Genomic DNA, 26,807 nt, shown 5'->3' on the forward strand with positions numbered 1-26,807 from the left:
CGAGGACAAGGAACCCTCCATGCACGACCCCACCCAGGTACGAGGCTCCGTACACCATCACGACCACGACGAGTTCGTGCAGCGCCCCGCGGACGGCGTGCTGCGCGTCGGCGTCGCCGGACCGGTCGGCTCGGGCAAGACCGCGCTGATCGAGGCGCTCGTCCCGGTGCTCATCCGACGCGGCCGCACGCCCGCGGTGATCACCAACGACATCTACACCTCCGAGGACGCCGCGCACGTGCGGCGCACCCTCGCCGGGGTCCTCGACGCGGACCGCATCGTCGGCGTCGAGACCGGAGCCTGCCCGCACACGGCGGTCCGCGACGACCCGACCATGAACCAGGCCGCCGCCGACGAGATCCTGGAGCGCTTCCCCGAGGTGGACACGCTGCTCTTCGAGAGCGGCGGCGACAACCTCACCCTCACCTTCAGCCCGGCTCTCGTGGACCTCTTCCTGTTCGTGCTGGACACCGCGGAGGGCGACAAGATGCCGCGAAAGCGGGGACCCGGCATCACCGAGTGCGAGCTGCTCGTCATCAACAAGATCGACATCGCCCAGTACGTGCGCTGCGACCTGTCGCAGATGGAGTCGGACGCCCATCACGTCCGTCAGGGACGGCCGGTGGTGCTCACCAACTCCCTGACCGGCGAGGGACTGGAGACCATCGCCGACTTCCTGCTGTCCCACGAGGCCGCCCACCCGGCCGGCCGGGAGTCGGCCACCGCATGACCCCGGCGCCCGCGCGGCTGGACCCCGCCCACTACGAACCCCGCCGGACACCGGCCCGGATGCTCGACCTCACCGGCCCGGCGGACACCCTGGCCGCCGGGCGCCCCGGCAAGGTCGGCCTGCTCGAACTGCGCTACGCGCGCGTCGGCGACCGTACCGAACTCGTGGACCGCTACCAGAAGTCGCCCCTGCAGATCATGCGCCCGCTGTATGTCGATCCGCTGCGGCCCGACATGCCGGTGACCTATCTGATGTCCACGGGCGGCGGCATCGTCCAGGCCGACCGCAACCGCCTCGACATCGACTGCGGGCCCAAAACGGCGGTGCACCTGACCACACAGGCCGCCACCAAACTGCACCGGATGGAGTTCGACCACGCCACCCAGGTCGTCAACCTCCGCGTACAGGAGGGCAGTTACGTCGAGTACCTGCCGGACCCGCTGATCCCGTACCGGGACGCGCGCTTCTACCAGCACACCCAGGTGACCGTCGATCCCACGGCCACCGTGCTGCTGGGGGAGACCATCGCCGCCGGCCGGTTGGCCCGGGGCGAACGGCACGCCTACCGGATGCTCTTCAGCGACCTGGAGATCACCCGCGGGGACGGCGATCTCCTGGCCGTGGACACCGTGCGCCTGGACCCGGGCGTGCCCGGCTCGGTGACCGGCCCGGCGGTGTTCGCCGGCCACGGCCTGATGGCCACGCTCTACGCCGTCTCCCCGCTCGCCCCCGCCGCGGAGATCGCCGACGTGCTGCACGAGGCGCTGGCGGACACCGGCGCGGTCTTCGGGGTGAGCGTGCTGCCCGACGACTGCGGGGCGTGGGTGCGCATCCTGGGCAGCGACTCGCCCGCGATCACCCGCGCCCTGCACACCGCCTGGGACGCCGTACGCCGGCTGCTCATCGGCGTGCCCGCCCCGGACCTCCGCAAGACCTGACGCGGCGCCCCGCGCATCCGTCCGAGGGCGACGCGAGGGCGACGGAGGGACGCCGCGACGACGCGCGGCGTCCCCGAGAGGTCAGCGCTTGGTGCAGACCTTGTGCGACTTGACCCACACCCGCTTGCCGTTGTGGTTGGCGTAGTGCCCCTTGACCTTGTGGCAGTGGTGCGCCGTGGGATACGAACCCGGGGCGGCCTGCGGCGCCGCGGAGGCGGTTCCGACCGAGGCTACGGCCGCGCCGCTCGCCAGGATGCCCGCAGTGAGGCCGGCGGCCAGCGTGCGTGTGATGCGACCTCGCATAACTGCACTCTCCTTCTGCTTCGGCATGTTCTTGCCTCTCGACCCATCGTCTGGGGCGCTTCTCCCGCTCGCACGTCGATCAGGGCCCGTGCGGTGTGCCGTCGTGGGCGTGTTCCAGCGGGTCGGGCCCGGCAGGGCCGCATGTCCACCGGGAGCCCGCTCCTGGCCCGTCATCAGCGGGCGGTCTCCGCCCGTGGCGAGCCGGACACCCTGCGTCAGCCCGTCTCGCCCGAGCCCAGCCGGATGCGGCACAGCCACCACGCGTTCAGGGCGCCGAACGTGTCGGAGGGGTCGATGCCGGTGACGTCGGTGAAGCGCTGGACGCGGTTGCGCACCGTGTTGGGGTGGACGAACAGGCGCTCGGCGGCCGAGGCCACATCGCGGCCGGTCTCCAGCCAGGCGCGCACGGCGAGCGCCACCGGCTCTGCCTGGGCTCCGAGCGCGGCCCACGCCAGGCGGTGACGATCCGTCAAGACCGCCGCGAGATCGGCGCGTTCGGTCACGGCCGCGAGGACGGCGACATCGGCGATGTGCACCACCCCGCGCCGTCCGGTCGACTCGGCGGCGGTCAGCGCGGCGAGCGCCAGCCGCCGCACGGTGCCCAGTTCCTCCGGCTCGGCCGGTCCGGCCAGCCCCGCCACGGCACCGGTGCGGGTGGCGCGCGCCCCCGGTGCCTGGGCGGACACGCCGACCAGCAGGCCGTCGAAGTGCCCGGTGAGCGCCTGCGGCTGCTCGCGCAGCGAGCGCTCCAGCCCGCCGTCCGGCCGGGCGACCAGCACCCACAGCCCGCCGGCGACGGGCAGTCCGGCCTCCGCCGCGGCCAGTGCGGCTGCCGAACCCCCTTCGAGCAGGCGCCGCAGGATCGTCGGGTCCCGGTCGCCCGCCCCCGCGGCCCGCCCGGTGCCCGCGGCGCGGTGGGCCTGGATCAGCCGGGCCCGCACCGCCTCGGCCCAGTCGTCGTACAACTCGCGCACGTCGAGCAGCAGCCGGGCCTCGATCCCGGCCGCGGCCGCCGCCTCCCGGGCGCGGGACCAGATCGCGCGCTCGGCGACATGGATGGCGCCGAGCACCGCCTCGATGGGCACCCCCTGCCGGGCGCGGGTGTGCCCCAGCTCCGCCACGAAGGACAGCTCCGTCTCGGTCGGGCCCCGCCTGGCGGCCAGTGCCCGTGTCGCCGCGGCCAGCAGCGCGCGGGTGTGCCCGGCGATGTCGGCGGGCGCCAGCCCCGCGACCTCCCGCACCGTCGTGCGGACGCCGAAGACCACGGACGGCAGCAGATCGTCGTCGCCGACGACCCGCTCCATCAGGTCCACCACGCTGTCCCAGTCCTCGTGCCGCATGCGCGGCATCCTCGCCCCCGGTTGTGGCACGGCACAAGGGAACGGCCGAATCGGGTGCCGCGTGACATGTTCCCGCACGGTGCGCGGACCCTACGGTTGGGCGCGGCCACAACCTGGATGGCCCCCTCTTGTCCCCGTCCTTCCCGAGGAGACGCGCATGCCCCCTGCCCACCGGGTCGCCGTGATCGGCGCCGGGGCGGCCGGTCTCGCCGCCGTCAAGGCCCTGCTCGACGCGGGCGTCGAGGCCGTCGCCTACGAGAAGGGCGACCGCCCCGGCGGGCTGTGGGCGCGCGACAACGCGAGCGGGCTGTCCCCGGCGTACCGCTCCCTGCACCTCAACACCAGCAAGGGACGCACCGAGTTCGCCGACCACCCGATGCCCCGGCACTGGCCGGACTATCCGTCCGCCGACCTGGTGGCCGGCTATCTCGCCGACTACAGCACCCGGTTCGGGCTCACCGAGCACATCCGTTTCGACACCACGGTCGCGTCCGTCGAGCGCGCGGGGGGCGGCGGCTGGACGGTGACGACCGACTCCGGCGACACGGACCGCTACGCCGGGGTGGTGGTGGCCAACGGCCACAACTGGCTGCCCCGCCTGCCGGATCCGGCCTACCCGGGGCACTTCGCCGGCGTCGGGATGCACGCCCACGACTACCGCACCCCCGAGGTCTTCCGGGACCGGCGGGTCCTCGTCGTCGGCATGGGCAACTCCGCGATGGACATCGCCGTCGACGCCTCCCACGTCGCGCGCGGCCCCGTGCTGCTGTCCGCCCGCAGGGGCGTCCACATCGTCCCCAAGTACCTCTTCGGGCGGCCCTCCGACGCGACTGGCGGGGCGCTGGCGGTGCTGCCCTGGCGGGTGCGCCAGGGCGTCGCCGGGACCCTGCTGCGGCTGGCCGTCGGCACCCCGCAGCGCTACGGCCTGCCCGCGCCCGACGGCGGGCTGTTCCAGAACCATCCCACGATCAGCGACACCATCCTGCACCGCCTCACCCACGGCGAGGTGGCCGCCCGCCCCGGCATCGACCGCCTCGCCGGGGACACGGTCGTCTTCGCCGACGGCACCTCGGCACCGGTCGACGTGATCGTCTGGGCCACCGGATACCAGGTCCACATCCCCTTCCTCACCGCCCGTTGGGTGGGCGACGACCCGGAGCGACTACCGCTCTACCACAGGGTGTTCCACCTCGACGACCCCAGCCTGACCTTCGTCGGGCTGATGCAGTCCACCGGAGCCGCGCTGCCCGTGGTGGAGGTCCAGGCCAAGCTGGCCGCCGCCTGGTTCTCCGGCGGCTACGCCCTGCCCCCGGCCGCGGAACAGCGGCGCGCCGTCGACCGCGCCCTGCGCGCCGCGGTCGCCCGCTGGGGCGACCGGCGCCCGCGGATGCGCATCGACTTCGACCAGTACCTCGCCGCCGTACCGCGCGAGATCGCGGCCGGCCGTGCCCGGCTGCGGCGCGGCGCCCGCCCGTTCACCGCGACCACCCGTGAGGGGAGCCCCGCATGAAGGCCACACCCGCTCACCGCCGGGGCCCGCGCGACGCCCGCGGGCTGCGCGTGCTTGTCACCGGCGCGTCCGGCACCTTCGGCCGGGCGATCTGCGCCCGGCTCACCGGACTCGGCGCCCACGTGGTCGGGTTGGACCTCACACCGCGCCCGGACGACCCGGTCGAGGTGCTCGCCTGCGACATCACCGACGACGACGGCGCGGCCTGTGCCGTGGCCACCGCGATCGACCGGCTCGGCGGGCTCGACCTGCTCGTCAACAACGCCGGTGTCGGCGGGCCCGCCCCGGCCGAACTGCCGCCCGGGGCCGAGGTGCGGCGCCAGCTCGACATCAACCTGCTCGGCGCCTGGCGGGTGACCGCCGCGAGCGTGCCCGCCCTGGTGGCGTCCCGGGGCCGGATCGTCATGGTCTCCTCGCGGATGGCGGCCATGCAGCTGCCCCTGGCCGCGGCGTACGGCGCCTCGAAGCGGGCCCTGGTGGCCTACGCGGACGCACTGCGCCTCGAACTCGGCACCCACGTGGGCGTGACCTGCGTGTACCCCTCGGCGGTGCGCAGCCCGATCCACGACTCGACCGCCGCAGCCGGGCTCTCCCTGGAGGGCATGAGCAGCTACGAGCCGCTGGAGGGTGTCGTCGACACCGTGCTGCGCGCCGCCCTCGGCCGCAGGGTGCGCCGGGACCTGCCGACCACCCGGCGCGGGGCCGTCGAGTTCTTCCTGGCCCGCCATCTGCCCTCCGTCACCGACCGGATCATCGCCAGGACGCTCGCCGCCCGGGCCCGCTCCGGCGCGTTCGAAGGAGCCGAGCTGGCCGCCGGCGTGGTCGGACGCCACACGGACACCCGGTGAGCGCGGCCACCCCCACGACGGCGCGGGACGGCACCTGCGCCCGCCCCCGGGCCGCCGACCTCACCCGGTACGCCGCCGGATCGGTCGGGATGGGCGTGTGGGTGACCGTACCGGGCCTCCTCCTGCTCTACTTCCTCACCCGCACGCTCGGCGTCCCCGCGTTCTGGGCCGGCGTCACCCTGCTGCTGCCGAAGGTCGTCGACGTCGTCGTCCACCCGCTCCTCGGTTCGCTGACGGACCGCCAGGCCCGCCGGAAGGGGCACCGTCGGGACATGCTCCGGGTGGGTCTCGGGCTGACGGCCGCGTGGATCGCTCTGTTCTGCGTCCCCGCGCATCTGTCCGGGGCGTCGGCCGCGCTGTGGGCCGGCTGCTGGTGCGTCGCCGGCAACCTGCTGTTCGCCTGCTTCCAGGTGCCGTATCTGACGACCCCGTCCGACCTGCGGATCGGCTACCACGAACGCACCCGCGTGTTCACGTTCCGGATGGCCGCTCTCACCCTGGGACTGCTCCTGTCCGGCGTCGCCGCACCGGCCCTGGTGGCCTCGGGCGGCCAGAGGGCCTACGCGTGGATGGCCCTGCTGCTGGCCGGACCGATCCTCGTGTCCCAACTGGTCGCCCTGGCCGGCGTCCGGGGACTCACCGGCCACTGCGGGTTCCGGCCCCCGGACGCCCGCGCCCACTCCGCCCGCGACGACATCCGGGCCGCCTGGCGGGACCGCGACTTCCGGGCGCTCGCGCTGTCCTACCTGTGCACCGGGACCACCACCCACCTGTTCCTCGCCGGCGTGCCCTTCTACACCGAGTACGTCCTCGGCGACCGGGCCCTGACCGCCCCGCTGATGGGCGCGTTCCTGGTCCCCGCGACCGTCGCGGGCCCGGGCTGGCTGCGGGTGTCGGGACGCATCGGCAAGCAGAACGGGCTGCTCCTCTCCCAGGGTGTCTTCGTCGCGGGCTCCCTCGCCCTGCCGGCCGGGGCACGGCTCGGCGCGGCGGGTGCCGCCGCCCTGGTCGCCGTCATGGGCGCCGCGTTCGCCGGACTCCAGCTGTTCGCGTTCTCCATGCTCCCGGACGCGGTGGCCACGGCCGGGACCCGCGCAGGGGCCCGCGCGGGCGCCTACACGGGAGTGTGGACCGCGACCGAGGCGGCCGGCACCGCGCTCGGCCCCTATCTGTACTCCGCGGTCCTCGCCCTCGGCGGCTTCGTGTCCACCACCGAGGGCCGGTCCGTGCCGCAGTCACCCACCGCGCACACCGCGCTGCTGCTGGGCTTCACCGCGGTGCCGGCCGCGCTCATGGCGGTCGCGATGGTCTTCCAGCGCCGCTGCGGCCTCGACGGCGGCCTGCGTCAGCGGTGAACCACCGGCACCCCGGCCGGTATCCGCTCCAGCACCCCGCCCGCGAACACGTCGTACAGCGGCAGCGTCTCCAGATGGACGTAGCCGATGTGGCAGTCGCACACGGCGAGCGGACAGGCGCGCGGGCGCAGGGCCCGCCGGTAGGAGCCGTCGTAGAGGTTGCCCAGCTCCGCGCGGACGAAATGGCAGCGGCGCACCGTGCCCTCCCCGTCCACCGAGACGACGGACTCCCCGGTGCGGCACGGCAGACCCGCGCTGCGGTGCGGATGGCGGCTGTACGGGAACAGCGGGTCGAGCGCCGTCCACCGGTCCGCCTCGGCGTCGGTGTAGGTGTGTCCCTCGGCGGCGTTGACCCACAGGTACACCTGTTCGGGCAGGTCCGCACGGAGGCGGCGGGCCTGCTCCAGGTGCTCGGGCAGGCCCACCACGCCCACGCTGTACCGGATCCCGCGGTCGGCCAGGTCGCGGCACTTGCCGAGGAAGCGGTCGTACGGCGTCTGCCCCGGGTGGTAGGTGCACCACAGCGCGAGCGTGTCCGCGTCGGCCGCGTCCAGCCAGTCGGTGCGGCAGCTCAGGTTGGTCTGGATCGCCACCCGGCGGATGTGCGGCAGCCGGCTCAGCTCCACGAGCGCACGCCGGTACCAGGTTCGCACCAGCCCCTCTCCCCACGGGGTGAACAGCAGCGAGAGCCGGTCGCCCTCCTGGGCGGACGCCCAGTCGGCGAACCGCTCCAACGCGGCCCGGTCGGCCGCCAGTTGGGCACGGCTGTCCCGGCGCTTGGCGAACGGGCAGTACGGGCAGTCGTAGTCGCACGACGCCAGCGGGCCCCGGTAGAGAATCGTCAGATCCACGCTCGCCCGCTCACTTCGGCTCGTAGGCGGCCATCCGCGCGCGCACCGCGGCGGAGAACAGCTCGGGGCCCAGCGCGTCCGAATGGGCCAGGCCCTCCGGGGACAGGCGCAGCAGCCCCGGCCCGGCGTTCTCGTCCAGCCACCCCCGGTCGCGGAACCGGTCCAGCTCGGCGGGGAAGTCGTCACCGGGCGCGGTGCCGAACCGGGCCCGGTAACCGGCGGTCTCCATCCCCTCGGCCTGGAGCAGCGACTGGAGCAGATGGCGGCGACGGGCCTCGTCCCCGTCCATCTCCCAGCCGAAGTCCGCGTGCCGGAAACCGTCGGTGGTGCGTGTGGTGTACGCGTCGACGATCGAGCGTATGCGGTGCATGTCCACGGCGTAGTCGAAGGAGTAGTGCAGCCGGGAGGTGTACGAGCGGGCGCCGCAGCCGAGGCCGACCATGCCGTCGGTCTGGCACGCGTAGTCCTCCCCGCCGGTGACCGGGGCGTCCGCGCGGCGGAACATCCGCATCGAGACCTGCTCGTAGCCGTGCGCGAGCAGATGGTCCCGGCCGTGGCGGTACAGCCGCAGCCGCTGCTCGTCCCAGTCGGCGTCGCCGGACACCCGCTCGGGCCGCCTGCCCAGACCGGTGAGCGGGCGCACATAGAGGGGGTAGAGGTACAGCTCCTCGGGGCGCCAGGCGAGGGCGGCGTCCAGGGAAGAGGTGAACGACCTCTCGGTCTGGCCGTCGATGCCGTAGATCAGGTCGATGTTGAGCACCGGGATGGCGGCGTCACGGATCCGGCCGAGCGCCGCCTCCACGTCCGCCCGCCGCTGGGGGCGTACGGCCGTGCGCGCCTCGGCGTCGTCGAAGCTCTGCACGCCCAGGCTCAGCCGGGTGGTGCCGCGCGCGGCCAGCACGGCCAGCCGGTCGGCGGTCGCCGTGGCCGGTGACGCCTCCACCGACAGCGGGACGGCGGCCAGGTCGGCGCCCAGTCCCTGCTCGGCCAGGTCGCACAGCCGCTCCAGCTCCGCCGCCTCCAGGAACGTCGGGGTGCCGCCGCCGAAGGCCGCGTTGGCGAACCGGGCCCCGTCGCCCAGCGCCTCGCGCACCGCCGACGCCTGGCGCTCCAGCGCGTCCAGGTAGGCGGTGGTCAGCCCGTCCGGCGCGCCGATCCGCGTGAAGAGGTTGCAGAATCCGCAGCGCACCTCGCAGAACGGGATGTGGAAGTAGAGCGAGAGGGCGTCCTTCGGCTCGTCCGCCCACAGCGCGCGCAGCGACGCGCGCTCCGGGGGCAGCGGACGGTACGCCGTCTTGTGCGGATAGGCGTAGACGTACTGCTGGTACGGGCGGACGGCAGCCGCCGTGGTGATGGTCATCGTGCCTCGTCGACGAAGAAGTGGGCGTAGGGGACGGTCCAGACGACCTCGTGGCCGATGCGGTGACCGGTGTGGCCGTCCTCGCCGTACGCGGTGCCGTGGTCGGAACAGACGATCGCGAAGCACGGGCGGCGGCTGCCGGCCGCCGCCAGCAGCCGGCCGATGTGCCGGTCCACGTATTCGAGGGCCGCCGCGTGGGACTCCCGGGTGTCGCCCGCCTCGCGGGTGGCTCCGGGACGGTGGAACCAGTTGGGCTGGTGCAGGGCCGCCACATTGACGAAGAGGAACAGACGCCGCTCCTCGGGAAGACTGGCGACGACCTTCTCGGCGCACGCCACCTGGGCCTCGAACGAGGTGGGGGAGGCCACCCCGAACTCCGGCTCCCAGTGGCTCTCCTGGAACATCCCCGGCAGCACCGAGCCCAGAGGCCCCTGTTTGTTGAAGAAGCCCACCCCGCCGATGCACACCGTGTGGTAGCCCACGGCGGCCAGACCCGAGACCAGGTCCGGTGTGTCGTACACGAAGGTGCCGTCCGCCGTGCTCTCACTGCCCGCGAAGCGCGCCGCGAACAGCCGCGGGTGCGGGCCCGGCGTGGCCGGTGTCGGCAGGAAACCGGCGAACATCGCCTGGTGGGAGGCGTAGGTGAAACTGCCGGGCGCGTGCCGGCGCTCCCAGCTGCCGCCGGGCAGATGCCGGGCCAGGTTCGGGATGCGTCCGGCCGCCGCCAGCTCCTGTGCCACGTCGTAGCGGAGGGTGTCGAGCGTGACCAGCAGCAGATCGTGGCTGCCCACGATCTCGTTCATGTCAAGCGGGGGTGTCATGGTGGTGCTCCTCGCGTTCCGTCCGCCGCGCGGCGGACGGCGCCGCGGCGACCTGCGCGGCATAGGTGTCCAGGTTCTCGGCGCCGCTGCCCGGCAGTCCGGTCAGCCGGGGCAGCAGGTCCCCGAAGGCGTTCACCTCGGCGACGGCGAAGCGGCGCCATCCGACGGCCGGCAGGATGTCCACGCCGACGCACAGCGTGCCCGGGAAGCACGCGGCCGCCTGCTCGGCCGTCTCCAGCACCGAGGCGAAGTCGCCGCCCGCGGCCCGGATCGCCTCGCGGGCCGCGTCCAGATCGCCCCGGGCGCCGCCGAGATGCAGATTGGTCATGGGGTGCCGGCTGGTCCGCACGACGGCGTGGGTGGCGCGGCCCGCGACCACCACGACCCGCAGATCGGCCGCCCGGCCGCCCTGCGCGGCCTTGGGCAGCCACCGCTCCACATGGATCCCGTCCGGGGCCAGGGCGTCGACGAGTGCGGCGACCTCGCCCTCCGCGGTGTAGTCGCGCACCCGCAGGGAGTTGTACAGCCGGCCGTCCGGGGTCCGCTCCACGGATGTCGTCGCCTTGATCCGGCCGGGGCCGGCCAGCGACAGGGCCACGACACCGGAGGCCGAGGAGCCGTGGGCGGGCTTCACGAACGCCCGCCGGATCCGGGCCTGCCCGAGTCCCCGCTTGAGCGCGTCCCAGCCGTCGATGCCGTCGGTCAGGGCCGGGGGGACCGGGACGCCCGCGGCGGCGAGCCGGGCATGGCAGCGCCGCTTGTCGAACAGCACCGCGATCTCCTCCGGGTCCGCGCTGGTCACCGCGCCCGCGCGGTGCGCCGCTCGGGTCAGCTCCCGCACGACGGCGGTGAAACGGCGGTGCCACAGTGCCGTGCCCTCGACCCGGGTGGGCTCGTCGGTGCCCCGCAGGAGGCGGTCGACCTCCGCGTTCTCCCCGGGAGAGTCGATCCGCACCCACTCGCCCGGTGCGAAGGCGTACCGGCCGCGCAGCACGTCCCGCCAGGCGAGCACCCGCGGCGCCGCGTGACCCGCCGCGCGGACGGCGTCGGCGAACATCGTCGTCCGCCGGTTCTCGGGGTTGCCGACGACGGCGAACCGGGGGCCCGCACCGGGGGCCGGCCTACTCGGAGACGGCCACATACCGCCACTCCTCGTTCCGCCACCGGTGCGGGACCTGCCGGTCCGACAGGTCCACCTCGGTCCCGGCCGAGCCGAGGGCCGCGCGGAGCCGGCCGGCCATGGCCTCGCCGACGAAGTGGTGGTGCAGGTCGAGCCGCCGCAGACGCGTCAGCGGCTGGCCGTTCAGCAGGGCCTCGGCACCTGCGTCGGTCAGGGTGCCCATCGACAGGCTCAGCGACTCCAGCTGGGCCACGACCGGCGCCGAAGCGACCGCCGCCGCGATCTCGTCCTGCAACTCGCTGTCCTGGAGGCCGAGATGACGCAGTGCCGGGAAGGCACCGCCGGCCAGGATCGGCGCGAGGTCGGCGACCGTCGCGTCACCGCCGTACGCCGCCACGCCGAGCCACAGCTCCAGCCGCTCCAGAGCGGGCAGTTCACAGGCGCCGACGGCGCGCACCACCTGCCCGGGCAGGCCGCCCGACTCGAACCGGAGGGCCCGCAGGGCCGCATGGCGCACCGGACGCAGCGCGAGCGACTCCTCGCCGAGCCCGGCGCCGCCGCGCACGCCCAGCTCCTCCAGCAGGGGGAAGCGCTCCAGGACCGGGGTGACATCGGTGAGCTGGAGCCAGGAGATCTCGCACTCCTCGCCCACGACGTCGGCGAGGAACAGGGCTCGGAGCGCGGGGAAGCTCTCGGCGTCGCCCAGGAGCCGCTCCAGCACCGGGCGCAGTTCGGTGTACTCGTCCTCCCACCAGGGCCCGATGACCAGGGCCCGTACGTCCGCGCTGGGCACGCGCTCCCTGAAGCTCTGCCAGACCTCCCGGAACGGCAGGTCCCCGGCCGCGTAGCAGTCCAGCCGCCAGGCCACGTCGCCGGTGGCCGGCAGCGGCTCCTCGCCCGGTTCGGGCAGGGTGAAGACGGGCAGTCCGTGGAAGGTGTGGAGGTGTTCGGCGAAGGTCATGGCAGCCCTCCTCACTCCGCGACGGCGGTGTAGCGGTGGACGACGCCGTCGTGCTCCCAGGTGTCCCCGGGCTCGGAGAGGTCCACGTCGACACCGGAGGGCTCCAGCGCCGCCCGGACCCGCTTCGCCACCGGCTCGGTGACGTAGTTGTGGTGCAGGTCGAGCCGGGTCAGATGGGTGAGCGGCTGGCCGTCGAGCAGCGCCGTCACACCCTCGTCGGTGAGCACGCCGAGGGAGAGGTCGAGCGAGGTGAGCTGGGCGACGACCGGGGCCCCCGCGACGGCGGCGGCGATCTCGTCCTGGATCTCGCTGTTGCGCAGCCCGAGGTGGCGCAGCGCCGGGAAGGCGCCCCCGGCCAGCAGCGGCGCGAGGTCGGCGACGGTGGCGTCACCGCCGTACTCCTCCACACCGAGCCATATGTCCAGGTGCTCCAGCGCGGGGAGTTCGCTGGCGGCGACGCCGCGCACGACGTCGCCGGGCAGGCCGCCGGCCTCGAAGCGGAGGGTGCGCAGGTGCCGGTGCCGGACCACGGGGAAGCGCAGCTCGCTGCCGCCGCGGATCCCGAACTCGGCCAGCAGCGGATAGGCGTCGAGGACCGGGGTGACGTCGGACTGCTGGATCCAGGAGATCTCCGCCTCCTCCATCTGCAGGTCGCCGATGAACACGGCCCGCAGCCCGGTCAGCCGGTCCCGCGCCCGCACGAGAAGATCCACCACCTCGCCCGAGTCGCCGTCGTACACCTCGCCCCACGGGCCCACGACGATCGCGCGCACCCCGGCGGGGTCCACCGAGCCGAGGAAACGCTCCCACAACTCCTCGAACGTCTCGTCCGAGTCCCCGTAGGGGTCGACGGCCAGCCGCCACGCCACCTCGCCTGCACCCGGCAGCTCCCGCTTCTCCTCGGGTGCGGGGAAGTCGAAGGCCGGGAGGCCGTGCAGTTCCTTCAGGTGCTCGACGTACGACATGACGCGCTGGCCTCCTGGACCGTGATCGTGCGGTGGTTGCCAAGAGTTGTACCAACCCCCACCGACAACGCGGTTGACGGGCCGTGGGAAAGCCGGTGCGGGGGCCGTTGTCAGACCCCCCGCTTAGCGTCGTGGGCATCGGTCGGCGCCAGATGCCGACAGGGAAGGGAGACACGCATGTACCGGCAGGGAGACGTCCTGATCGTGCCCGTGGCCGAGGACGCGGTGCCCCCGGGCACCGACCGGCTGCCGCGCAGGCCGCGGGACGCGCGGGGCCGGCTGGTGCTGGCGCTCGGGGAGGTCACCGGACACGCGCACGCGGTGGTCGGACCGGGGACCCTGGTCCAGGAGGCCGGTCCGTTCGGGGCCGCCTACCTCCATCTCCCGGACGGCGGACGGGTGGTGCACGAGGAGCACGCGGCGATACCGCTGCCCAAGGGCTGGTACCGCGTGGTGCGGCAGCGGGAGTACGTGCCGGGCGCCGTCCGGGTCGTGGCGGACTGAGCCGACGGGGCGCGACGGAGACTTCGGTGAGCGGGGAAGCGATGGAGACGGTGAGCGGGGAAACGATGACGACGGGGAACGCGGCGGTGACGACGCCGATCGGAACGGAGCCGATGGGCACGCGGACGGCCGGCACGGAACCGAGCGGGCCGGAGCCGGTGGACGCGGTGCGCGAGTGGCGGGAGGTGGCGGCGGCGACCGGTGCCGCGGACCGCCCCGCCGCCGAGGAGGGCGTGCGCCTGGCCTACCGGTTGGCGGGCCTGCCCGAGCCGGAGACCATCCTCTGGGCGGACTCGCCCCGCGCGGGCGCGGCGCTGGCCGCCCGGCTCACGGCGCAGGGCACGTCCGGCCGCAGCGTCCGCGACGCGGTGCGCAACCGGCCGTGGGCCACGGCGCGGGGGCGTCTCCTGGACCGGCTCGGACCGGCCGGCTGGGCCGGGCACTGGGCCCTGACCGGCGCCCGTCTCTGGGACGGCATGGTCATGTTGACGGACCGCATACGGACCGGGGTGACGGACGAGTCCGGTGGCGCGCGGGAAGCGGAGCAGGCCGTCCGGCTGGTGCTCCTGGACGCGGTGCTGGGCCAGCACGACGCGGCCTGGCTGGCGGCCTTCGCCGGCCAGGAGGGCGCGGAGGCGCTCGACGGCGTCGCGGCGGTGGCCCGCGCCGCGGGCTGGTGGTGGCCGTACGAGAAGACCGCGATCGTCTGCGAACGGCCCGTGGCGCTGCACCGGGACGAGGCGGGCCGGCTCGACCGCGGCGACGGCCCCGCGCTCGCCTTCCCCGACGGCTTCGCGCTGTACGCCTGGCGCGGCATGCCGGTGCCCGCCGCGTTCCTCGACGAACTCGACGGGCTGACACCCCGCCGGATACGCGAGGAGGAGAACGCCGAGTTGCGCCGCGTGATGCTGGAGCACTACGGCTACGACCGCTATCTGAAGGAGTCCGGCGCCAAGCCGGTGCAGCGGGACGAGACGGGCGTGCTCTGGCGCGTGGAACTGCCGGGCGACGAGCCGCAGGTGATGGTCGAGGTGGTCAACTCCACCCCGGAGCCGGACGGCACGCACCGCACGTACTGGCTGCGCGTCCCGCCGCGCACCCGCACCGCTCGGGAGGGGGTCGCCTGGACGTTCGGCCTGGAGGAGGCGGAGTACGCGCCGCAGCGGCAGACCTGAACCACGGCCGCCCCGCCCCCCCCTCAGCGGGGCAGGCGGCCCTGTGCCGCCTCACGGGCGTCGAGCACCTCGTCCAGGTGCGCCTTCGCCCAGTCCCGCGCCGCGTCCAGCAGCCCCGGCAGACTGCGGCCCGGCGGGATGAGCCGGTACACGACGTGCCGGGGCGCCGGCATGGCCGCCCGCGTCTCCCACGGCGACTTCGCGATCGCCCTGCTCGACGAGATCGACGCGCCGCGCCACCACCGCACGCACGCGGGCGTCGCCGGGGCGTGACCGCGGCGGACGGGCCGGGCGCGCTCAGGCGGCGGCGCCGAGGGCGCGCCCCCACGCCTCGACCGTGGTGACCTCGCCGCGCCGGGCGAGGACGCGGTCGACGAGCGTGTCGTGCAGGTCGGGGTCGGGATCGGCGCAGGCGTCGGACAGCACGGTGACCCGGTAGTCGAGGTCGGCGGCCTGGAGGGCGGTGGACAGCACGATCCCGCCGGTCGCGATGCCGGCCAGGACGAGATGGCCGATGCCCTGGGCGGCCAGGATCTGCTGGAGGTTGTTTCCGGCGAAGGCGCTGACCCGGTTCTTGTGGACGACGATCTCACCGTCCGAGGGCGCGACATCGGGGTGGATGGCGGCGCCGGGATCGTCGGGGGTGAACAGGTGCGGTGGCAGGGCACCGAAGGTCTTGTTGCGCGGGTGGGCGTCGATGTGCCCGGGCCGCAGTCGAAGCGCCACATGGATGACCGGGACACCGGCGGCGCGGGCGGTGCGCAGGGCGCGCACCGCGCGGGGCAGGTAGTCGTCGGGCACGTGCGCGAGGTGGCCGGCCTGGAGATCCATGAGCAGCAGGGCGGTGCGGGACATGGGGGTGCCTTCCGGGTGAAGTCGGGGGAGGGGAGGGCTACTTGTCCGCCGGTGTGGGTGCCGCGCGCCCGAGGGTGCGGTCCAGGACGGTCACGAGGAGGTAGAGCACACCGGCGCCGAGCATGATCCAGGCGAGCTGGTGCATGCCTCCCGTGTCGGCGCGCCGCCCGAAGGACGCCGCGGTCGCGGAGGAGGCGATCATCGAGCCGATGTAGGCGAAGGTGCGCAGCAGCCCCGCCGAGGAGGCGACCCGCTCGGGATCGGCCTGGAAATAGACGGAGTTCTGCAGGGCCAGGCTGTTCAGCCCCTGCGGGATGCCGAACACCAGGGCGACCAGGAGGAGCGCCCACAGGGCGCTGCCCGCGCCGAGCGTCAGCATCACCAGGCAGGCGACGATCTGCCCGGCCGCGCCGACCAGCAGCTTCCCGCGCACGCCGGAGCGCCGCCCGGAGACGAGCGAGACGCCGATCGCCACCAGGAACATGGGTATCTGCACCAGACCGGCCCGGAACGGGCTCAGCCCGTAGCCCTCCTCGGTCCACTGGCTGAAGCCGTAGAGGAAGGAGTAGGAAACGACGTAGGCGACGACCGCGCGGCCGTAGGTGGCCAGCAGCGGAGTGTTGCCGCCGAACACCCTGAGGTCGATGAACGGAGTGGCGGCGCGCAGCTCGCGCAGCGCGAACCCGGCCGCGAAGGCGGCGGCGACCACCAGCAGGTACCAGGTGCGCGGGTGCGGGTTCATCAGGAACAGCAGCAGCGAGGTGAGCGTCGCCGCGAACAGCGCCATGCCGGGCAGGTCGAGCTGTGCGACCAGCCGGCCGCGCCCTGCGGGCCCGGCGGCGGCCGGCTTGGGCAGCCAGAGCAGGCCCAGCACCACGGACACGACGGACAGCGGCACGTTCAGCGCGAAGGTGGTGCGCCAGCCGCCGGCCGAGATCAGCAGACCGCCCAGCAGCGGGCCGATGACGGCGATGGTCTGGTTGGCGACCGCCAGTGCGGTCAGCACCCCGCCGGGACTGTCCCGCCCGGTGCGCTGGGCCTCACTGCGCAGCAGCGCCATCGCGGCGGGGTAGCCCGAGCAGGTGCCGAAGCCGAGCAGGACGCGCGCGACGATCAGCACCGCCATGTTCGGTGCCAGGGTGCCGACGACGCCCGCGACGCCGACGAGGCTGGTGCTGAACAGGAAGAGCCGGCGCGGCCCGAACAGGTCGATGAGCCGGCCCACGACCGGCTGCCCGAGCGAGGTGGCGAGGTAGAGGGCGGAGACCAGCCACGCGGTCTGCGACGCCGGCGCGCCCAGGGCCTTGCCGATGGGGACGAGCGCCACCGAGATGATCGTGGAGTTGACCGGGTTCAAAATCGAGCCCAGCAGCATCGGCGGCAGCAACCGCCGGTCGAAGGCCGACCCGTCCGTCTTCGTCATGGCCCCGGGTCGCGTCTCAGTCATGGATCAGCCGTTCCAGCACGGCCATGGCGGCGATCACGGTCCCGCGTTCCTCCTCCGTGCACCGGTCCAGCCGCTCCGCGAGCCATTCGGTGCGGATCTGCCGCCCCTGCTCCACCCGGCGGCGGCCCTCCGGCGTCAGCGCGATCAGCAGACGCCGCCCGTCGTCCGGGTCCGGGGTCCGCTCCACCAGGCCCAGCGCGGCGAGCCCGGCGACCATCGAGGTCATCGACTGGTGCCGCATTCCCTCGGCGGCGGCCAGCTCGCTCGCCGTGACGTTCCCCTTGTCGGACAACCGGGCCAGCACGGATGCCTGGCCCAGGGTGAGGTCCTCCGCCTCGGAGGCCTTCAGGATGCGCCGCCGCAGCCGGCTGATCACCGCGCGCACATCACGGGACGCCTGCACCGCCGACGGGGACGGACTCGGGTTCTCACTCATGACCCGCAGCCTAAGCTGTACAGCCTGGGCTGTACAGTTTGCCTTTGTGACCCGGCGGGACTCGCCGGGATACGTCGCCGCCAAATCGTCGAAGCCGGCGCGGAGTTCGACGACCGGTCCGCGTTCGCGAGGCTGAGTCCGAGCGCGGACGGTCCGGCGGCGGACCGGTCCACCCCCGGCCGGGGCCGGGCGGAGCCCGCCGTATCGTTGCCTCGCATGTGGCCAGAACAGCCACCGGGGGGCGGACGGGATCCGCAGTGGCCCCCGGTCGAACAGCCGAACCCGTACCGGCAGCCGGGGTACCACCAGCCGAACCCCCATCAGCCGCCGCAGCCGTGGCAGGCACCCACGCCGCCCGCCGGGGCGCCCGCGGGGCCGCCGCCGGGCGGTGGCCGACCGGACCGCACCCGGCTGGTCGCCGTGGCCGCCGCCGCGGCCGTCGTCGCCGCCGCGGGGATCACCGGTTTCCTGCTCCTCGGCGGCAGGCACGACGAGGCCGGCCCGGGTCCCACCCCGACCGGCCCGCCGCAGCGGAGCACGGCCAACCCCCGCGCGGCCGACGGCCGCACCGCCACGGTCAAGGGCTGGAAGGTCGTCACCAACCCGGCCCAGGGCATCGCCTTCGACGTCCCGCCGCAGTGGAAGCTCCAGACCCCCGACTGGGTCACCTACGTCTCCGAGAACGGCGACCCGGACGACAAGCCGCTCATCGCGATGCGGGCGCCCGCCACCCTGCGGCCGACGTGGTGCTCCGCGGACGAGGACAGGGACGGCACCCCGGAGGACACCCCGCTGGCCACCGCGGGCAGCAGGCGCGACACCGGCGCCCGCAGCACCGCTCGGATCGCCGGCGCCGACCCGAGGACCTGGGTGTACGGCATGTACACGCAGCCCGACAAGACCGAGGTGAAGTCCGGCGCCGTCGAGCCGTTCACCACGGCGTCCGGGATCAGGGGCGAACTGGGCAGCGCCTGGTCCGTGGGCGTGCGGAAGCCGGCCGAGTGCGCCACGGACGGCAAGGCGTGGACCTTCGCCTTCGAGAACGGCCAAGGGGACCTGGTCTCCTGGTCGTTCGTCGGTGTCAAGGGCGTGGACGGCGAGGTGGCGGACGCGACGGTACGGAAGATCGCCGCCACGGTGCGGATCTACAAGTCCCCGTCGGACTCCTGACGCTGCCGCGCACCGGCCCCCCGGGAGCCGCCGCTCACAGCAGCACCGGCCCCCCGGAGCCGCCGCTCACAGCAGGCGTTCCCCGGGGGCCGGTCCGGCTCAGCCCAGCATCTCCTCGACCAGGTCCGCGGCCCGCCCGGTGCCGCCCTCGCCCCGCGCCTCGGTGCGCAGCCGTGCCGAGCGGCGGGCGACCTTCGCGTCCCGCGTCAGCTCCTCCAGGGCGGTCCGCAGGGCGTCGGCGGTGGCGTCCGCGGTGTCGATGCGCCGGGCCACGCCCAGTTCCACCAGCCGGTCGGCGTTCATGAACTGATCGGCCGCCTGCGGTACCGCGATCATCGGGACGCCCGCCATCAGCCCCTCACCGCAGCCGCCCATCCCGGCATGGGTGACGAAGGCGTCCGCCTGCTGGAGGATCGCCCGCTGCGGCACCCACGAGTGCACCTCGACATTGGCCGGGATGTCCCCGAGCTCCAGCGGGTCGACGTACTTGCCGATCTGCAGCACGACATGCCAGCCGGGCAGGTCGCCGTAGGCCGCCAGGCACCGGCGGTAGAACTCGGGCCGCCGGGTGAACGCCGAGCCGAGCGAGATCAGCAGCACCTTCCCCGCGTCCGCCGGGCGGGCCCAGTCCTGCGCGGCCTTCCCCTGGTCGAAGCAGGGGCCGACGAAGGTGACGACGCCGGTGTCGACCCGGTCGGCGTGCGGCTGCATCGCCCGGGGGATGAGCGCCAGGGACCGCGCGGGAGGGCCGCAGAAGGCGTCCACGTCGGTGGTCGTCGCCCCGCAGCCGGCGAGCCACTCGGCGAACCTCGCCCGGTAGGCGTCGGCGCCCGGCAACCGCCGGATGGGGGCCGCGACTTCCTGGTCGTATCCGTCCCAGGCCACGAAGGTCGGAGACAGCTGCATCAGGGGGCGGCGCTGCGACTCGGCGAGGGCGCGGGCGGCGTAGGCGCCGATGTCGTACAGGTAGAGGTCCGCCGGATCGTGGTCGTAGGCGGCGCGCAGCACGGGGAGCGCCCGGACGGCGTCGTCGAAGAAGACGCTCATCACCTCGACGGGGTCCTCCGGCCAGGCGTTGTCGGCGACCGGCAACCCGGAGGGGACGGGCACGAGTTCGGCGCCCGCTCCCGTGACCAGGTCGGCGACCGACGGGTCGTTGGCGTACGTCACCCGGTGACCGCGGGCCACCAGCTCACGGATGACCGCCAGGCTGGGCAGCACATGGCTGACGGCGGGAATGCCGACCATGGCGACATGGGCACGGCGGCGGGACGGGGAGGACGACGGGCTGGGCAGGGAAGCCACGGGGGTCTCATTTCAGGTCTACGGCGGGAAACGGGCACGCCGGGGCCGACGCGGCGACGGCGCCGAGAGGACTCGGGCGCCGAGGGCCGCGCGGCGGCGGGCGGAGGCGGAACCGGGGCGTCGCCCCGACGCGATCAGCCGTAGATCTGAAGGAAGTTCATGCCCCGACCCTAACGGCCCCCGCAAGCCGGGGCACCGTGTTTTCCGGCGCCCCGAGCCGCGTCCTCCCCAACGTCACCTCCCCAGCACCGTCGCGCCGAAGTGCAGTGCAATGCACCGCAAGGTCATTTGGTTGACACCGCCTGGCCGGACTGCTGTACGGTCCCCGCATGCTCATCCACCCCTGGGACGCGAGTCTGGACGACGCCGAATGGCAGACCTGGATCGCCGAAGGCCACGACTTCGGGCACCTCTGCGTCAACGGCCCGCCCGGTGAGGCGCCGGCCGTGGTGCCCACCCACTTCGCCACCGACGGCAAGGACCTGCTCGTCCACCTGGCCCGGCCCAACCCGGTGTGGAAGGCGATCGAGCGCGACCCGAACGTCACCTTCGCCGTCACCGGCGACTACGCCTTCATCCCGGGCACCTGGCGCGCCAACCCGGACGTCCCGCCCACCGACGGCGTACCGACCAGCTACTACGCGGCCGTCCAGTTCACCTGCCGCGCCCGCATCCTGGACGACCCCGGGGAGAAGGCCGACCTGCTGCGCCGCCAGCTGGCCCACTTCCAGCCCGACGGAGACCACGCCCCTGTCGAAGCCGACCGGCCGCCCTACGGTCGCATGCTCTCCGGCATCCGCGGCCTGAGGCTCCAAGTGCTCGATGTGCGCGCCAAGTTCAAGTACGACAACCAGAAGCCCACCGAACTGCGCACCACCGTGGCCGAACGCCTCACCGAGCGCGCCCGGGGCCTCGACGCCCCCACGGCCCGCCAGCAGCTGCGCCGCCTGGACCGCATGGGCACGTGGAAGGCATGAACCGGAAGGCGATCACGGGCCCCCGTCTCACCTGACGGCGGCGCCGGGCGAGGCCGCCGACACGAGCACGGCCAGCCGGCGCAGGCGGCGGAAGTACCGCGGTCCGTCGGCCCCGGCGATCTCCGGGAGCACCCGGTCGAGGTCCGTGACGGCGTCCCGCAGGACGCGGCCGCGCTCCGCGTCGAGGCTGCCGCCGCCGTCCAGCCAGCCGGAGACACAGCCGGCGACGGTCGCGTCGAGCAGCACCAGGTCGACACCGGCCGGCTCCGCGCCCCGCGCATCGGCCGGGAACGCGGCGCGGCGGTGTTCCTCCCACAGCCGGGACACGTTTCGCAGCCGCTCCGCTTCGTCCACCCGCCCATGATGCCGCACGCGACCGCGGCGGCGGCCGGGCGACGCCGCCTTGAGCCCGCGGCACGGATGGGTACCTGCGGCGACCCCTGCCGGGGGCACCGACCGGCCCGGTCGAGTTCGCATGATCGCCCCGGGCTCCGCAGAATGGTGCTGTTATCCGACCCGCCCCGCGGGCCGCGCCGCGCACGGGCCCCGGTCCGGGACCCACCGGGCGGGCGCCCGTATCCGGGAGGCGACATGCACCACCGTACGGTCGAAGAGCTCATGACCCGGGAGGTCGTCCGGGCACGGCAGGACACATCGTTCAAGGAACTCGCGAGGCTGCTGGAGGAGAACGACATCACCGCCGTGCCCGTGGTGGACGAGCTGGACCGTCCGGTGGGCGTGGTGTCCGAGGCCGACCTGCTGCGCAAGAGCGCCGACCAGGCGGACCCGGCGGGGCTGGCCCCCGCACCGCACCTGGAGGCCGAGGAGCGGGCCAGGGCCGAGGGCACCCGGGCGGAGGAGGTGATGTCCGCTCCCGCGGTGTGCGCGCGGCCCGAGTGGACCGTCGTCGAGGCCGCGCGGCTCATGGAGCAGCGGCACGTCAAACGGCTGCCCGTGGTGGACGAGGCGGACCGGCTCGTGGGTGTCGTCAGCCGCGCCGATCTGCTGCGGGTCTTCCTGCGCCGCGACGAGGCCATCCGCGAGGAGATCAACCGGGACCTGCTGCGGGGCACCCTCCTGCTCGATCCACGGGACGTCACGGCGGAGGTGCGCGACGGGCGGGTCACCCTCACCGGCATCGTGGAGTTCCGGACCCAGATCCGCGTGATCGAGCAGTTGTGCCGGGGCGTCGACGGCGTGGTGTCGGTCTCCGGGAGCCTCACCTTCCGGACCGACGACACCCGGGACGCGTCCTCGGGAACGTGAACGCCGCCGGCTGAGCGGGCCGCCGCCCGGGCTTCCCGGACCACACCACGACCGCCGCGCGCCCGGCCGCCCGCCGACGCGAGATCACCCTGGACCGGCGGTTCGCCCCCGACGCCCGCCCGGGCCTGGCCGCGGCCCCGGTCATCCGTCGCCCCCGGCCGAGGCCGGCAGCAACCGAGCGCTCCCGCCCGGCACGGACGCGCACCGGCACCGGTCAGACGACCTCCAGCAGGTCGGACACCGGCCGGCGGGGGCTCGCGGGACCCTTCGGACCGTGTCCGAGGCGCAGGACCGTGTGCACATGGGCCATGGCGGAGAGCGGACTCTGTTCACCGCCTCGGCCGGCGCCCGCCTCGGCCAGTCACCCACGCCGCCCTCCACCACGTCGCCGCGCCGGCCGCGGTGGTGGCACACGGCTGATTCCCCGGTCATAGCAGACAACGGTTGTCCGGTTTGCCGCATAGCGTCGCGCTGTCGGCCACCGAAAGGAACCAGACCATGCGGATCGCGGTCACCACCCCCACCGGGAACGTCGGACGTCACGTCGTCGCCATGCTCGTCCGGGCCGGGCTGCGGCCCCGGGTCCTCGTCCGTGACCCCGGACGGCTCGACCCCGGGGTGCGCCGCGAGGTCGACGCCGTCGCGGTGGACCAGCGCGACGCGGAGGCGGTCGTCGCGGCCACCGCCGGGGCCGATGCGCTCTTCTGGGTCGACCCCCCGTCGACGGGCGAGGACCCGCTCGGGGACTACGCGCTGGCCACGGCGAGCGTGGTGAGCGCCGTCAGGGCAAACGGCGTCGAGCGGACCGTCTTCCTGAGCAGCGTCGGAGCCGAACTGCGCCACGGCGCCGGGGAGATCGACGGCCTGGCGGGCACCGAGACCGCCCTCGACGCGCTCGGCGCCACGGTCACCCATCTGCGCTGCGGCTTCTTCTTCAGCAACCTTGAGTCCTACCGCGACGCCATCCGGGCCGGCACGATCCCGGTGATCCTGCCGCTGGACCAGCCCATGCCCTGGGTCGCCCCGCGCGACATCGCCGAGGTCGCGGTGGGCCGCCTGCTGACGACCCACTGGTCCGGCCGCCACGTACAGGCGGTCCACGGCCCGGCCGACCTCACCTGGCCGCAGGCCGCCGAGATCGTGTCCGCCGCCATCGGCCGCCCGCTGCGCGTCGAACGCGTCGAGGACGACGCGATGCGCACGCTGCTGCGCGCCTCCGGCATGACCGACCGACTGGTCGAAGCGGTCATCGGCATGTCGACCGGGCTCCGGGACGGCTTCGTGCCGCAGCAGCCGCGCACCGTGCGCAGCACCACCCCGACCACACTGGCGTCCTGGGCCTACGACGTGCTCCGGCCCCTGATGTGAGCGACCGCGCCGACGCCCCGGTGCCGACCGGTCGCGCGCCGGCCACCGGGCCGGAGCGCGGCGTCTCGTTCCTGGGCCTCGCCCCACCTCACCGAGGTCCGACCAGTTCCCACTCCTGGTCCCAGTGGGCCATCCGGCGCCGGTCGAGCCGTGCGCGCGCGAGGGCGCCCGCGCCGAAGACCGGTGCGGAGGCGGCGAGGGCCGCGACGGTGGCGAGGAGGCCGGCCTCGATGTGCCCCTCGACCGGCTTCGCGGGGGCCGAGGCGGACAGCCGGCCCTGGTCGTCCTGCCAGAGCGGCACCCCAGCCCCCGCCCGCAGCGTCGGGTCCACCAGGGTGTGCCCGTGGTGCAGCGTGCCGTCGGGAGCCTTCCAGCGTACCGAGCCCTGGACCCGGCCGTCCGCCGACCACTGCGCCGTGACGTCGTGCGGTGCGTCGGCCGTCAGGACCGCCCGGACCGAATGCCGTTGCGCGCGCTGCTGCGCGAACCGCTGCTCCGCGCCGTGGAAGACCACCAGCCCGGCGACGGCGCCGCCGATCACCACGGTCACCCAGACGGCGAGCACGATCCAGGCCTCGACGATGTCCTCCGGCCGCCGCAGCGGATTGCTCCGCCACCGCCACAGCCACTGCCTGCCGCTCATAACGGAGACCTCCGCCTCGTGGTGACTCCCCACGACGATGACGCCGCCGGGGCCCGCACCGACAGGGGCCGACGGACCTCCGGAGCGGGCCGCCCGGCCCACGCTCCGCTGGGGGCCGTACGTCCCGCCCGCCCGACGTTCCGGCCCCGCGCATCGAGGGAAGGCCGAGGGGAGGGCGGCGAGGCGGGGAGGCCACGAGCGCATGAACGCGGAAGCGGACCGGTCACCGGCACGGATGAGCCCGTGGCGGTTCGTGGTCTGGTTCGGCACGGTCAGCCTGCTCGCGGACGTCGTCTACGAGGGCGCCCGCTCGATCACCGGGCCGCTGCTGGCCTCGCTGGGCGCGTCCGCACTGCTCGTCGGCGTGGTCACCGGTGCCGGTGAGGCCGCCGCGCTGGGACTGCGGCTGGTCTCCGGGCCGCTGGCCGACCGGACCGGCCGCTTCTGGGGGCTGGCGATCGGCGGCTACGCCCTGACGGTCGTCGCGGTGCCGCTGCTCGGCGTCGCCGGGGTGCTGTGGGCGGCCTGCGTCCTGGTGATCGCCGAGCGGGTGGGCAAAGCGGTGCGGTCGCCCGCGAAGGACACCCTGCTCTCGCACGCCGCCGCGGCGACCGGCCGGGGCCGCGGCTTCGCCGTCCACGAGGCACTGGACCAGATCGGCGCGCTCGTCGGGCCGCTGCTGGTGGCCGGCGCGCTCGCGCTGACCGGCGACGACTACGGGCCCGCCCTGGGGGTGCTCGCCCTCCCGGGCATCGCCGTACTGCTGGTGCTGTTCCGGCTGCGGGCCCGGGTCCCGTTCCCGCAGGACTACGAGCGCCGGACACCGGCCGCGGCGCCGGAGCCGGGGAACGGGCGGCTGCCCAGGGCCTTTTGGACCTACGCCGCCTTCACCGCGGTCACCACGAGCGGCTTCGCCCCCTTCGGCGTGCTCTCCTACCACCTGGTCGAACGGCATCTGCTGACCGCCGCGTGGGTGCCGGTGCTGTACGCGGCGGCGATGGCGGTGGACGCGGTCGCGGCACTGGCCACGGGCTGGCTCTACGACCGGATCGGTCCCCGGGTGCTGATCGCCCTGCCGGTGCTGACCGCCGCGGTGGCGGCCCTCGCCTTCACCGGCACGGTGGCGGTCGCGGCCGCCGGGTCGCTGGTGTGGGGCGCCGCCATGGGCATCCAGGAGTCCACCCTGCGCGCCACCGTCGCCGACCTGGTGCCCACCGGGCGCCGCGCGACCGCGTACGGCCTGTTCGCCGGCGCCGTCGGGGCGGGCAGCCTGGCCGGCGGCGCCCTGACGGGCGGACTGTACGGCTACTCGATCCCCCTGCTGGTCACGGTGGTCGTCGCCGTACAGGTCCTCGCCGTCGCCCTGCTGGCCGCCCTGCGGGCCACCCGGCACTGAGACGCTAGGGCCTCTCGTCTGGATCATGCCGGGCTCGCGGGGTCTGGCACGCACATCTGCGGCGTTGTCGTCGGTCGCCAACGCTCCGCGTTGACTCCCTCCTCCGCCTTGCATCTGCACGCACCAGACCCCGCTCCCTGATCCGGCCTGATCCAAACGAAAGACCCTAGCCGGGCAGGTCCATCGACCGGTGTTCGTCCAGGATCCGGTAGCCGGCGCTCGTGTAGAGGCTCATGGCCACCTCGTTGCCGCCCCACACGGTGAACATCAGCGCCGAGTCGCCCGCGGCGAGGGTGGTCCGCTCGCCCGCCGCCATCGCGGCCCGCCCGTACCCCTTGCCGCGGTGCGCCTCGTACACGTGCAGCGAGTAGCCGTAGGTGACCCCCGGCAGGTGCCCGTGCCGGAGCCAGCCGGTGCCGATCGGCTCGCCAGCCGCCTCCAGCACCAGGAGGGTGTTGTCGGGCGTCGCCAGGCCCTCGGGAAGCAACTTGGCGAAGTCGTCGTCCGACTTCCGCCCGGCCTCCTCGCGGCCCATGGCGCCCGACCGGACGATGCCGTCGATGTACGACGCCTTCTCGGCGGTGAGCCACTTGGAGTACTCGGCCTCGGTCATCGGCCGCGCCGTGACGCCGTCCACCGGTTCCGGCGGCGAACCGAGGGGCCGCACCCGCACCTGGCCCCGCACGCCGTATCCGGCGAACAAGTCGCCCGCGGGCCCGGCGAGCCGGACGCTCACCCGGCGCGCCCCACGCTCCGCGCACCACGTCTGCGCCCACTCCAGCGCGGCCCGCTCGTGCCCCGCGTCGACATGGAGGTCCCCGATCCGCCCCGCGAGGGTGCCGTCGGCCTCGGACACGGACACGGCCACGTACCCCACCCGGGTCCCTGCGGACGCCACCTCGACGACCGTCCAGTCGTCGAAGCCCTCGCGCTCCTTGTGGAGCAGCTCCGCCGCCGCGGCCTCGCCGAGCCCGGACGCCAGGTACCAGTCGCGCCGCCGCCGTTCGAAGTCCTGCCGCCATGCCGTGGTGTCGCCGAGGACGCTGAACTCAGTCATCGGGCCAGCCTAGCCAGGTTGTCATGGACCTGTGCGTGCGACGGTCGGCCCCGGTCCACCCGCATAGGATCGAAACGACTGATCACCGACTCAACTCGCTTCAACC

28 protein-coding genes are annotated in these 26,807 nt (G+C 74.3%); 12 read left to right on the forward strand and 16 right to left on the reverse strand.

The window, feature by feature from the left end; translation table 11 throughout:
* The first annotated feature begins 19 nt into the window (after positions 1–19).
* Entirely contained in the window at positions 20–730 is a 711-nt protein-coding gene (gene ureG, locus HZZ00_RS16185; protein ID WP_180332842.1) for an urease accessory protein UreG, read from the forward strand.
* On the forward strand, positions 727–1,668 hold the full coding sequence (locus tag HZZ00_RS16190; RefSeq protein WP_374028531.1) for an urease accessory protein UreD: 942 nt from the start codon (positions 727–729) through the stop codon (positions 1,666–1,668). Before ureG ends, HZZ00_RS16190 begins: the two co-directional genes overlap by 4 nt.
* An 81-nt stretch (positions 1,669–1,749) precedes the next feature.
* Here the strand turns inward: HZZ00_RS16190 and HZZ00_RS16195 are convergent, their stop codons facing one another.
* The gene (locus tag HZZ00_RS16195; protein ID WP_146468821.1) at positions 1,750–1,971 is read right to left on the reverse strand and encodes a hypothetical protein; all 222 of its coding nucleotides are present in this window, start codon (positions 1,969–1,971) and stop codon (positions 1,750–1,752) included.
* Between the two features lie 215 nt (positions 1,972–2,186).
* Positions 2,187–3,311 carry a helix-turn-helix domain-containing protein gene (locus HZZ00_RS16200; RefSeq protein WP_180332843.1) on the reverse strand — a complete coding sequence of 375 codons (1,125 nt, stop codon included), beginning with the start codon at positions 3,309–3,311 and terminating at the stop codon, positions 2,187–2,189.
* Between the two features lie 157 nt (positions 3,312–3,468).
* On the opposite strand from HZZ00_RS16200, the gene HZZ00_RS38370 reads away from it, so the two are divergent.
* Genes HZZ00_RS38370 through HZZ00_RS16215 form a run of 3 tightly spaced genes read left to right on the forward strand, consistent with a single transcriptional unit; the run spans position 3,469 to position 7,024 of the window.
* On the forward strand, positions 3,469–4,821 hold the full coding sequence (locus HZZ00_RS38370; RefSeq protein ID WP_180332844.1) for an NAD(P)/FAD-dependent oxidoreductase: 1,353 nt from the start codon (positions 3,469–3,471) through the stop codon (positions 4,819–4,821).
* Positions 4,818–5,669, forward strand: a complete 852-nt coding sequence (locus HZZ00_RS38375; protein WP_180332845.1) for an SDR family oxidoreductase — start codon at positions 4,818–4,820, stop codon at positions 5,667–5,669. The genes HZZ00_RS38370 and HZZ00_RS38375 overlap by 4 nt, the downstream gene beginning before the upstream one ends.
* Complete coding sequence (locus HZZ00_RS16215) at positions 5,666–7,024, forward strand: MFS transporter (RefSeq protein ID WP_257585828.1); 1,359 nt, start codon at positions 5,666–5,668, stop codon at positions 7,022–7,024. Before HZZ00_RS38375 ends, HZZ00_RS16215 begins: the two co-directional genes overlap by 4 nt.
* Here the strand turns inward: HZZ00_RS16215 and HZZ00_RS16220 are convergent.
* The 6 genes from HZZ00_RS16220 to HZZ00_RS16245 are packed head-to-tail and all read right to left on the reverse strand — an operon-like array spanning position 7,015 to position 13,102.
* A complete protein-coding gene (locus HZZ00_RS16220) occupies positions 7,015–7,875 on the reverse strand; it encodes an STM4011 family radical SAM protein (protein ID WP_180332846.1) in 861 nt (286 codons plus the stop codon). The genes HZZ00_RS16215 and HZZ00_RS16220 overlap by 10 nt on opposite strands.
* Before the next feature lie 10 nt (positions 7,876–7,885).
* The gene (locus HZZ00_RS16225) at positions 7,886–9,235 is read right to left on the reverse strand and encodes an STM4012 family radical SAM protein (RefSeq protein WP_180332847.1); all 1,350 of its coding nucleotides are present in this window, start codon (positions 9,233–9,235) and stop codon (positions 7,886–7,888) included.
* Entirely contained in the window at positions 9,232–10,038 is an 807-nt protein-coding gene (locus HZZ00_RS16230) for an STM4013/SEN3800 family hydrolase (protein ID WP_180333544.1), read from the reverse strand. The genes HZZ00_RS16225 and HZZ00_RS16230 overlap by 4 nt, the downstream gene beginning before the upstream one ends.
* A 1-nt stretch (position 10,039) precedes the next feature.
* Positions 10,040–11,197 (reverse strand): STM4014 family protein, encoded by a 1,158-nt coding sequence (locus HZZ00_RS16235; RefSeq protein WP_180332848.1) that lies wholly within the window; start codon positions 11,195–11,197, stop codon positions 10,040–10,042.
* Positions 11,178–12,137, reverse strand: a complete 960-nt coding sequence (locus HZZ00_RS16240) for an STM4015 family protein (RefSeq protein WP_180332849.1) — start codon at positions 12,135–12,137, stop codon at positions 11,178–11,180. The genes HZZ00_RS16235 and HZZ00_RS16240 overlap by 20 nt, the downstream gene beginning before the upstream one ends.
* An 11-nt stretch (positions 12,138–12,148) precedes the next feature.
* Positions 12,149–13,102, reverse strand: coding sequence for an STM4015 family protein (locus tag HZZ00_RS16245; RefSeq protein WP_180332850.1), 954 nt, complete (start codon positions 13,100–13,102; stop codon positions 12,149–12,151).
* Between the two features lie 177 nt (positions 13,103–13,279).
* On the opposite strand from HZZ00_RS16245, the gene HZZ00_RS16250 reads away from it, so the two are divergent.
* Together HZZ00_RS16250 and HZZ00_RS16255 are read left to right on the forward strand one after the other, a co-directional pair.
* Positions 13,280–13,606, forward strand: coding sequence for a hypothetical protein (locus HZZ00_RS16250; protein WP_070029388.1), 327 nt, complete (start codon positions 13,280–13,282; stop codon positions 13,604–13,606).
* A 113-nt stretch (positions 13,607–13,719) separates the two neighbouring features.
* On the forward strand, positions 13,720–14,781 hold the full coding sequence (locus HZZ00_RS16255) for a DUF6745 domain-containing protein (RefSeq protein WP_257585952.1): 1,062 nt from the start codon (positions 13,720–13,722) through the stop codon (positions 14,779–14,781).
* A 23-nt stretch (positions 14,782–14,804) separates the two neighbouring features.
* On the opposite strand, the gene HZZ00_RS16260 is transcribed toward HZZ00_RS16255, so the two are convergent.
* From HZZ00_RS16260 to HZZ00_RS16280, 4 genes are all read right to left on the reverse strand, one after another.
* On the reverse strand, positions 14,805–14,954 hold the full coding sequence (locus HZZ00_RS16260) for a hypothetical protein (RefSeq protein ID WP_180332851.1): 150 nt from the start codon (positions 14,952–14,954) through the stop codon (positions 14,805–14,807).
* Positions 14,955–15,078: 124 nt separating this feature from the next.
* The gene (locus HZZ00_RS16270; protein WP_180332852.1) at positions 15,079–15,636 is read right to left on the reverse strand and encodes a cysteine hydrolase family protein; all 558 of its coding nucleotides are present in this window, start codon (positions 15,634–15,636) and stop codon (positions 15,079–15,081) included.
* 37 nt (positions 15,637–15,673) lie between these two features.
* On the reverse strand, positions 15,674–17,083 hold the full coding sequence (locus HZZ00_RS16275; protein ID WP_180332853.1) for an MFS transporter: 1,410 nt from the start codon (positions 17,081–17,083) through the stop codon (positions 15,674–15,676).
* Positions 17,076–17,519: a MarR family winged helix-turn-helix transcriptional regulator gene (locus tag HZZ00_RS16280; protein ID WP_180332854.1), complete on the reverse strand. Its 444-nt coding sequence runs from the start codon at positions 17,517–17,519 to the stop codon at positions 17,076–17,078. Before HZZ00_RS16280 ends, HZZ00_RS16275 begins: the two co-directional genes overlap by 8 nt.
* Before the next feature lie 216 nt (positions 17,520–17,735).
* On the opposite strand from HZZ00_RS16280, the gene HZZ00_RS16285 reads away from it, so the two are divergent.
* A complete protein-coding gene (locus HZZ00_RS16285) occupies positions 17,736–18,689 on the forward strand; it encodes a hypothetical protein (RefSeq protein ID WP_180332855.1) in 954 nt (317 codons plus the stop codon).
* Positions 18,690–18,788: 99 nt separating this feature from the next.
* On the opposite strand, the gene HZZ00_RS16290 is transcribed toward HZZ00_RS16285, so the two are convergent.
* Positions 18,789–19,937: a macrolide family glycosyltransferase gene (locus tag HZZ00_RS16290; protein ID WP_180333546.1), complete on the reverse strand. Its 1,149-nt coding sequence runs from the start codon at positions 19,935–19,937 to the stop codon at positions 18,789–18,791.
* Between the two features lie 386 nt (positions 19,938–20,323).
* Here HZZ00_RS16290 and HZZ00_RS16295 point away from each other — a divergent pair, with 386 nt between their 5' ends.
* A complete protein-coding gene (locus HZZ00_RS16295) occupies positions 20,324–20,971 on the forward strand; it encodes an FMN-binding negative transcriptional regulator (protein WP_180332856.1) in 648 nt (215 codons plus the stop codon).
* A 27-nt stretch (positions 20,972–20,998) separates the two neighbouring features.
* Here HZZ00_RS16295 and HZZ00_RS16300 read toward each other — a convergent pair whose 3' ends face one another.
* Complete coding sequence (locus HZZ00_RS16300) at positions 20,999–21,325, reverse strand: hypothetical protein (protein ID WP_180332857.1); 327 nt, start codon at positions 21,323–21,325, stop codon at positions 20,999–21,001.
* A gap of 237 nt (positions 21,326–21,562) precedes the next feature.
* Between HZZ00_RS16300 and HZZ00_RS16305 the strand changes: the two genes are divergently transcribed.
* Together HZZ00_RS16305 and HZZ00_RS16315 are read left to right on the forward strand one after the other, a co-directional pair.
* Complete coding sequence (locus tag HZZ00_RS16305) at positions 21,563–22,237, forward strand: CBS domain-containing protein (RefSeq protein WP_180332858.1); 675 nt, start codon at positions 21,563–21,565, stop codon at positions 22,235–22,237.
* A gap of 498 nt (positions 22,238–22,735) precedes the next feature.
* Positions 22,736–23,605, forward strand: a complete 870-nt coding sequence (locus tag HZZ00_RS16315; RefSeq protein ID WP_180332859.1) for an NAD(P)H-binding protein — start codon at positions 22,736–22,738, stop codon at positions 23,603–23,605.
* Positions 23,606–23,693: 88 nt separating this feature from the next.
* Here the strand turns inward: HZZ00_RS16315 and HZZ00_RS16320 are convergent, their stop codons facing one another.
* Positions 23,694–24,248: a hypothetical protein gene (locus HZZ00_RS16320; protein WP_180332860.1), complete on the reverse strand. Its 555-nt coding sequence runs from the start codon at positions 24,246–24,248 to the stop codon at positions 23,694–23,696.
* A gap of 202 nt (positions 24,249–24,450) precedes the next feature.
* Between HZZ00_RS16320 and HZZ00_RS16325 the strand changes: the two genes are divergently transcribed.
* Positions 24,451–25,644 (forward strand): MFS transporter, encoded by a 1,194-nt coding sequence (locus HZZ00_RS16325; protein ID WP_180332861.1) that lies wholly within the window; start codon positions 24,451–24,453, stop codon positions 25,642–25,644.
* 166 nt (positions 25,645–25,810) lie between these two features.
* On the opposite strand, the gene HZZ00_RS16330 is transcribed toward HZZ00_RS16325, so the two are convergent.
* Entirely contained in the window at positions 25,811–26,701 is an 891-nt protein-coding gene (locus HZZ00_RS16330; RefSeq protein ID WP_180332862.1) for an N-acetyltransferase, read from the reverse strand.
* Positions 26,702–26,807: the final 106 nt, after the last annotated feature.

It is taken from the genome of Streptomyces sp. NEAU-sy36, assembly GCF_013423905.1.
In the GTDB taxonomy this organism is placed as follows: domain Bacteria; phylum Actinomycetota; class Actinomycetes; order Streptomycetales; family Streptomycetaceae; genus Streptomyces; species Streptomyces misionensis.

Bases quoted from the DNA above. Each gene is read 5' to 3' on its own strand.
- ureG (WP_180332842.1), top strand. From the start codon at position 20: ATGCACGACCCCACCCAGGTACGAGGCTCCGTACACCATCACGACCAC.
- HZZ00_RS16190 (WP_374028531.1), top strand. From the start codon at position 727: ATGACCCCGGCGCCCGCGCGGCTGGACCCCGCCCACTACGAACCCCGC.
- HZZ00_RS16195 (WP_146468821.1), bottom strand. From the start codon at position 1,971: ATGCGAGGTCGCATCACACGCACGCTGGCCGCCGGCCTCACTGCGGGC.
- HZZ00_RS16200 (WP_180332843.1), bottom strand. From the start codon at position 3,311: ATGCGGCACGAGGACTGGGACAGCGTGGTGGACCTGATGGAGCGGGTC.
- HZZ00_RS38370 (WP_180332844.1), top strand. From the start codon at position 3,469: ATGCCCCCTGCCCACCGGGTCGCCGTGATCGGCGCCGGGGCGGCCGGT.
- HZZ00_RS38375 (WP_180332845.1), top strand. From the start codon at position 4,818: ATGAAGGCCACACCCGCTCACCGCCGGGGCCCGCGCGACGCCCGCGGG.
- HZZ00_RS16225 (WP_180332847.1), bottom strand. From the start codon at position 9,235: ATGACCATCACCACGGCGGCTGCCGTCCGCCCGTACCAGCAGTACGTC.
- HZZ00_RS16230 (WP_180333544.1), bottom strand. From the start codon at position 10,038: ATGAACGAGATCGTGGGCAGCCACGATCTGCTGCTGGTCACGCTCGAC.
- HZZ00_RS16235 (WP_180332848.1), bottom strand. From the start codon at position 11,197: ATGTGGCCGTCTCCGAGTAGGCCGGCCCCCGGTGCGGGCCCCCGGTTC.
- HZZ00_RS16240 (WP_180332849.1), bottom strand. From the start codon at position 12,137: ATGACCTTCGCCGAACACCTCCACACCTTCCACGGACTGCCCGTCTTC.
- HZZ00_RS16245 (WP_180332850.1), bottom strand. From the start codon at position 13,102: ATGTCGTACGTCGAGCACCTGAAGGAACTGCACGGCCTCCCGGCCTTC.
- HZZ00_RS16250 (WP_070029388.1), top strand. From the start codon at position 13,280: ATGTACCGGCAGGGAGACGTCCTGATCGTGCCCGTGGCCGAGGACGCG.
- HZZ00_RS16255 (WP_257585952.1), top strand. From the start codon at position 13,720: ATGGGCACGCGGACGGCCGGCACGGAACCGAGCGGGCCGGAGCCGGTG.
- HZZ00_RS16260 (WP_180332851.1), bottom strand. From the start codon at position 14,954: ATGCCGGCGCCCCGGCACGTCGTGTACCGGCTCATCCCGCCGGGCCGC.
- HZZ00_RS16270 (WP_180332852.1), bottom strand. From the start codon at position 15,636: ATGTCCCGCACCGCCCTGCTGCTCATGGATCTCCAGGCCGGCCACCTC.
- HZZ00_RS16275 (WP_180332853.1), bottom strand. From the start codon at position 17,083: ATGACTGAGACGCGACCCGGGGCCATGACGAAGACGGACGGGTCGGCC.
- HZZ00_RS16280 (WP_180332854.1), bottom strand. From the start codon at position 17,519: ATGAGTGAGAACCCGAGTCCGTCCCCGTCGGCGGTGCAGGCGTCCCGT.
- HZZ00_RS16285 (WP_180332855.1), top strand. From the start codon at position 17,736: ATGTGGCCAGAACAGCCACCGGGGGGCGGACGGGATCCGCAGTGGCCC.
- HZZ00_RS16290 (WP_180333546.1), bottom strand. From the start codon at position 19,937: ATGGTCGGCATTCCCGCCGTCAGCCATGTGCTGCCCAGCCTGGCGGTC.
- HZZ00_RS16295 (WP_180332856.1), top strand. From the start codon at position 20,324: ATGCTCATCCACCCCTGGGACGCGAGTCTGGACGACGCCGAATGGCAG.
- HZZ00_RS16305 (WP_180332858.1), top strand. From the start codon at position 21,563: ATGCACCACCGTACGGTCGAAGAGCTCATGACCCGGGAGGTCGTCCGG.
- HZZ00_RS16315 (WP_180332859.1), top strand. From the start codon at position 22,736: ATGCGGATCGCGGTCACCACCCCCACCGGGAACGTCGGACGTCACGTC.
- HZZ00_RS16320 (WP_180332860.1), bottom strand. From the start codon at position 24,248: ATGAGCGGCAGGCAGTGGCTGTGGCGGTGGCGGAGCAATCCGCTGCGG.
- HZZ00_RS16325 (WP_180332861.1), top strand. From the start codon at position 24,451: ATGAACGCGGAAGCGGACCGGTCACCGGCACGGATGAGCCCGTGGCGG.
- HZZ00_RS16330 (WP_180332862.1), bottom strand. From the start codon at position 26,701: ATGACTGAGTTCAGCGTCCTCGGCGACACCACGGCATGGCGGCAGGAC.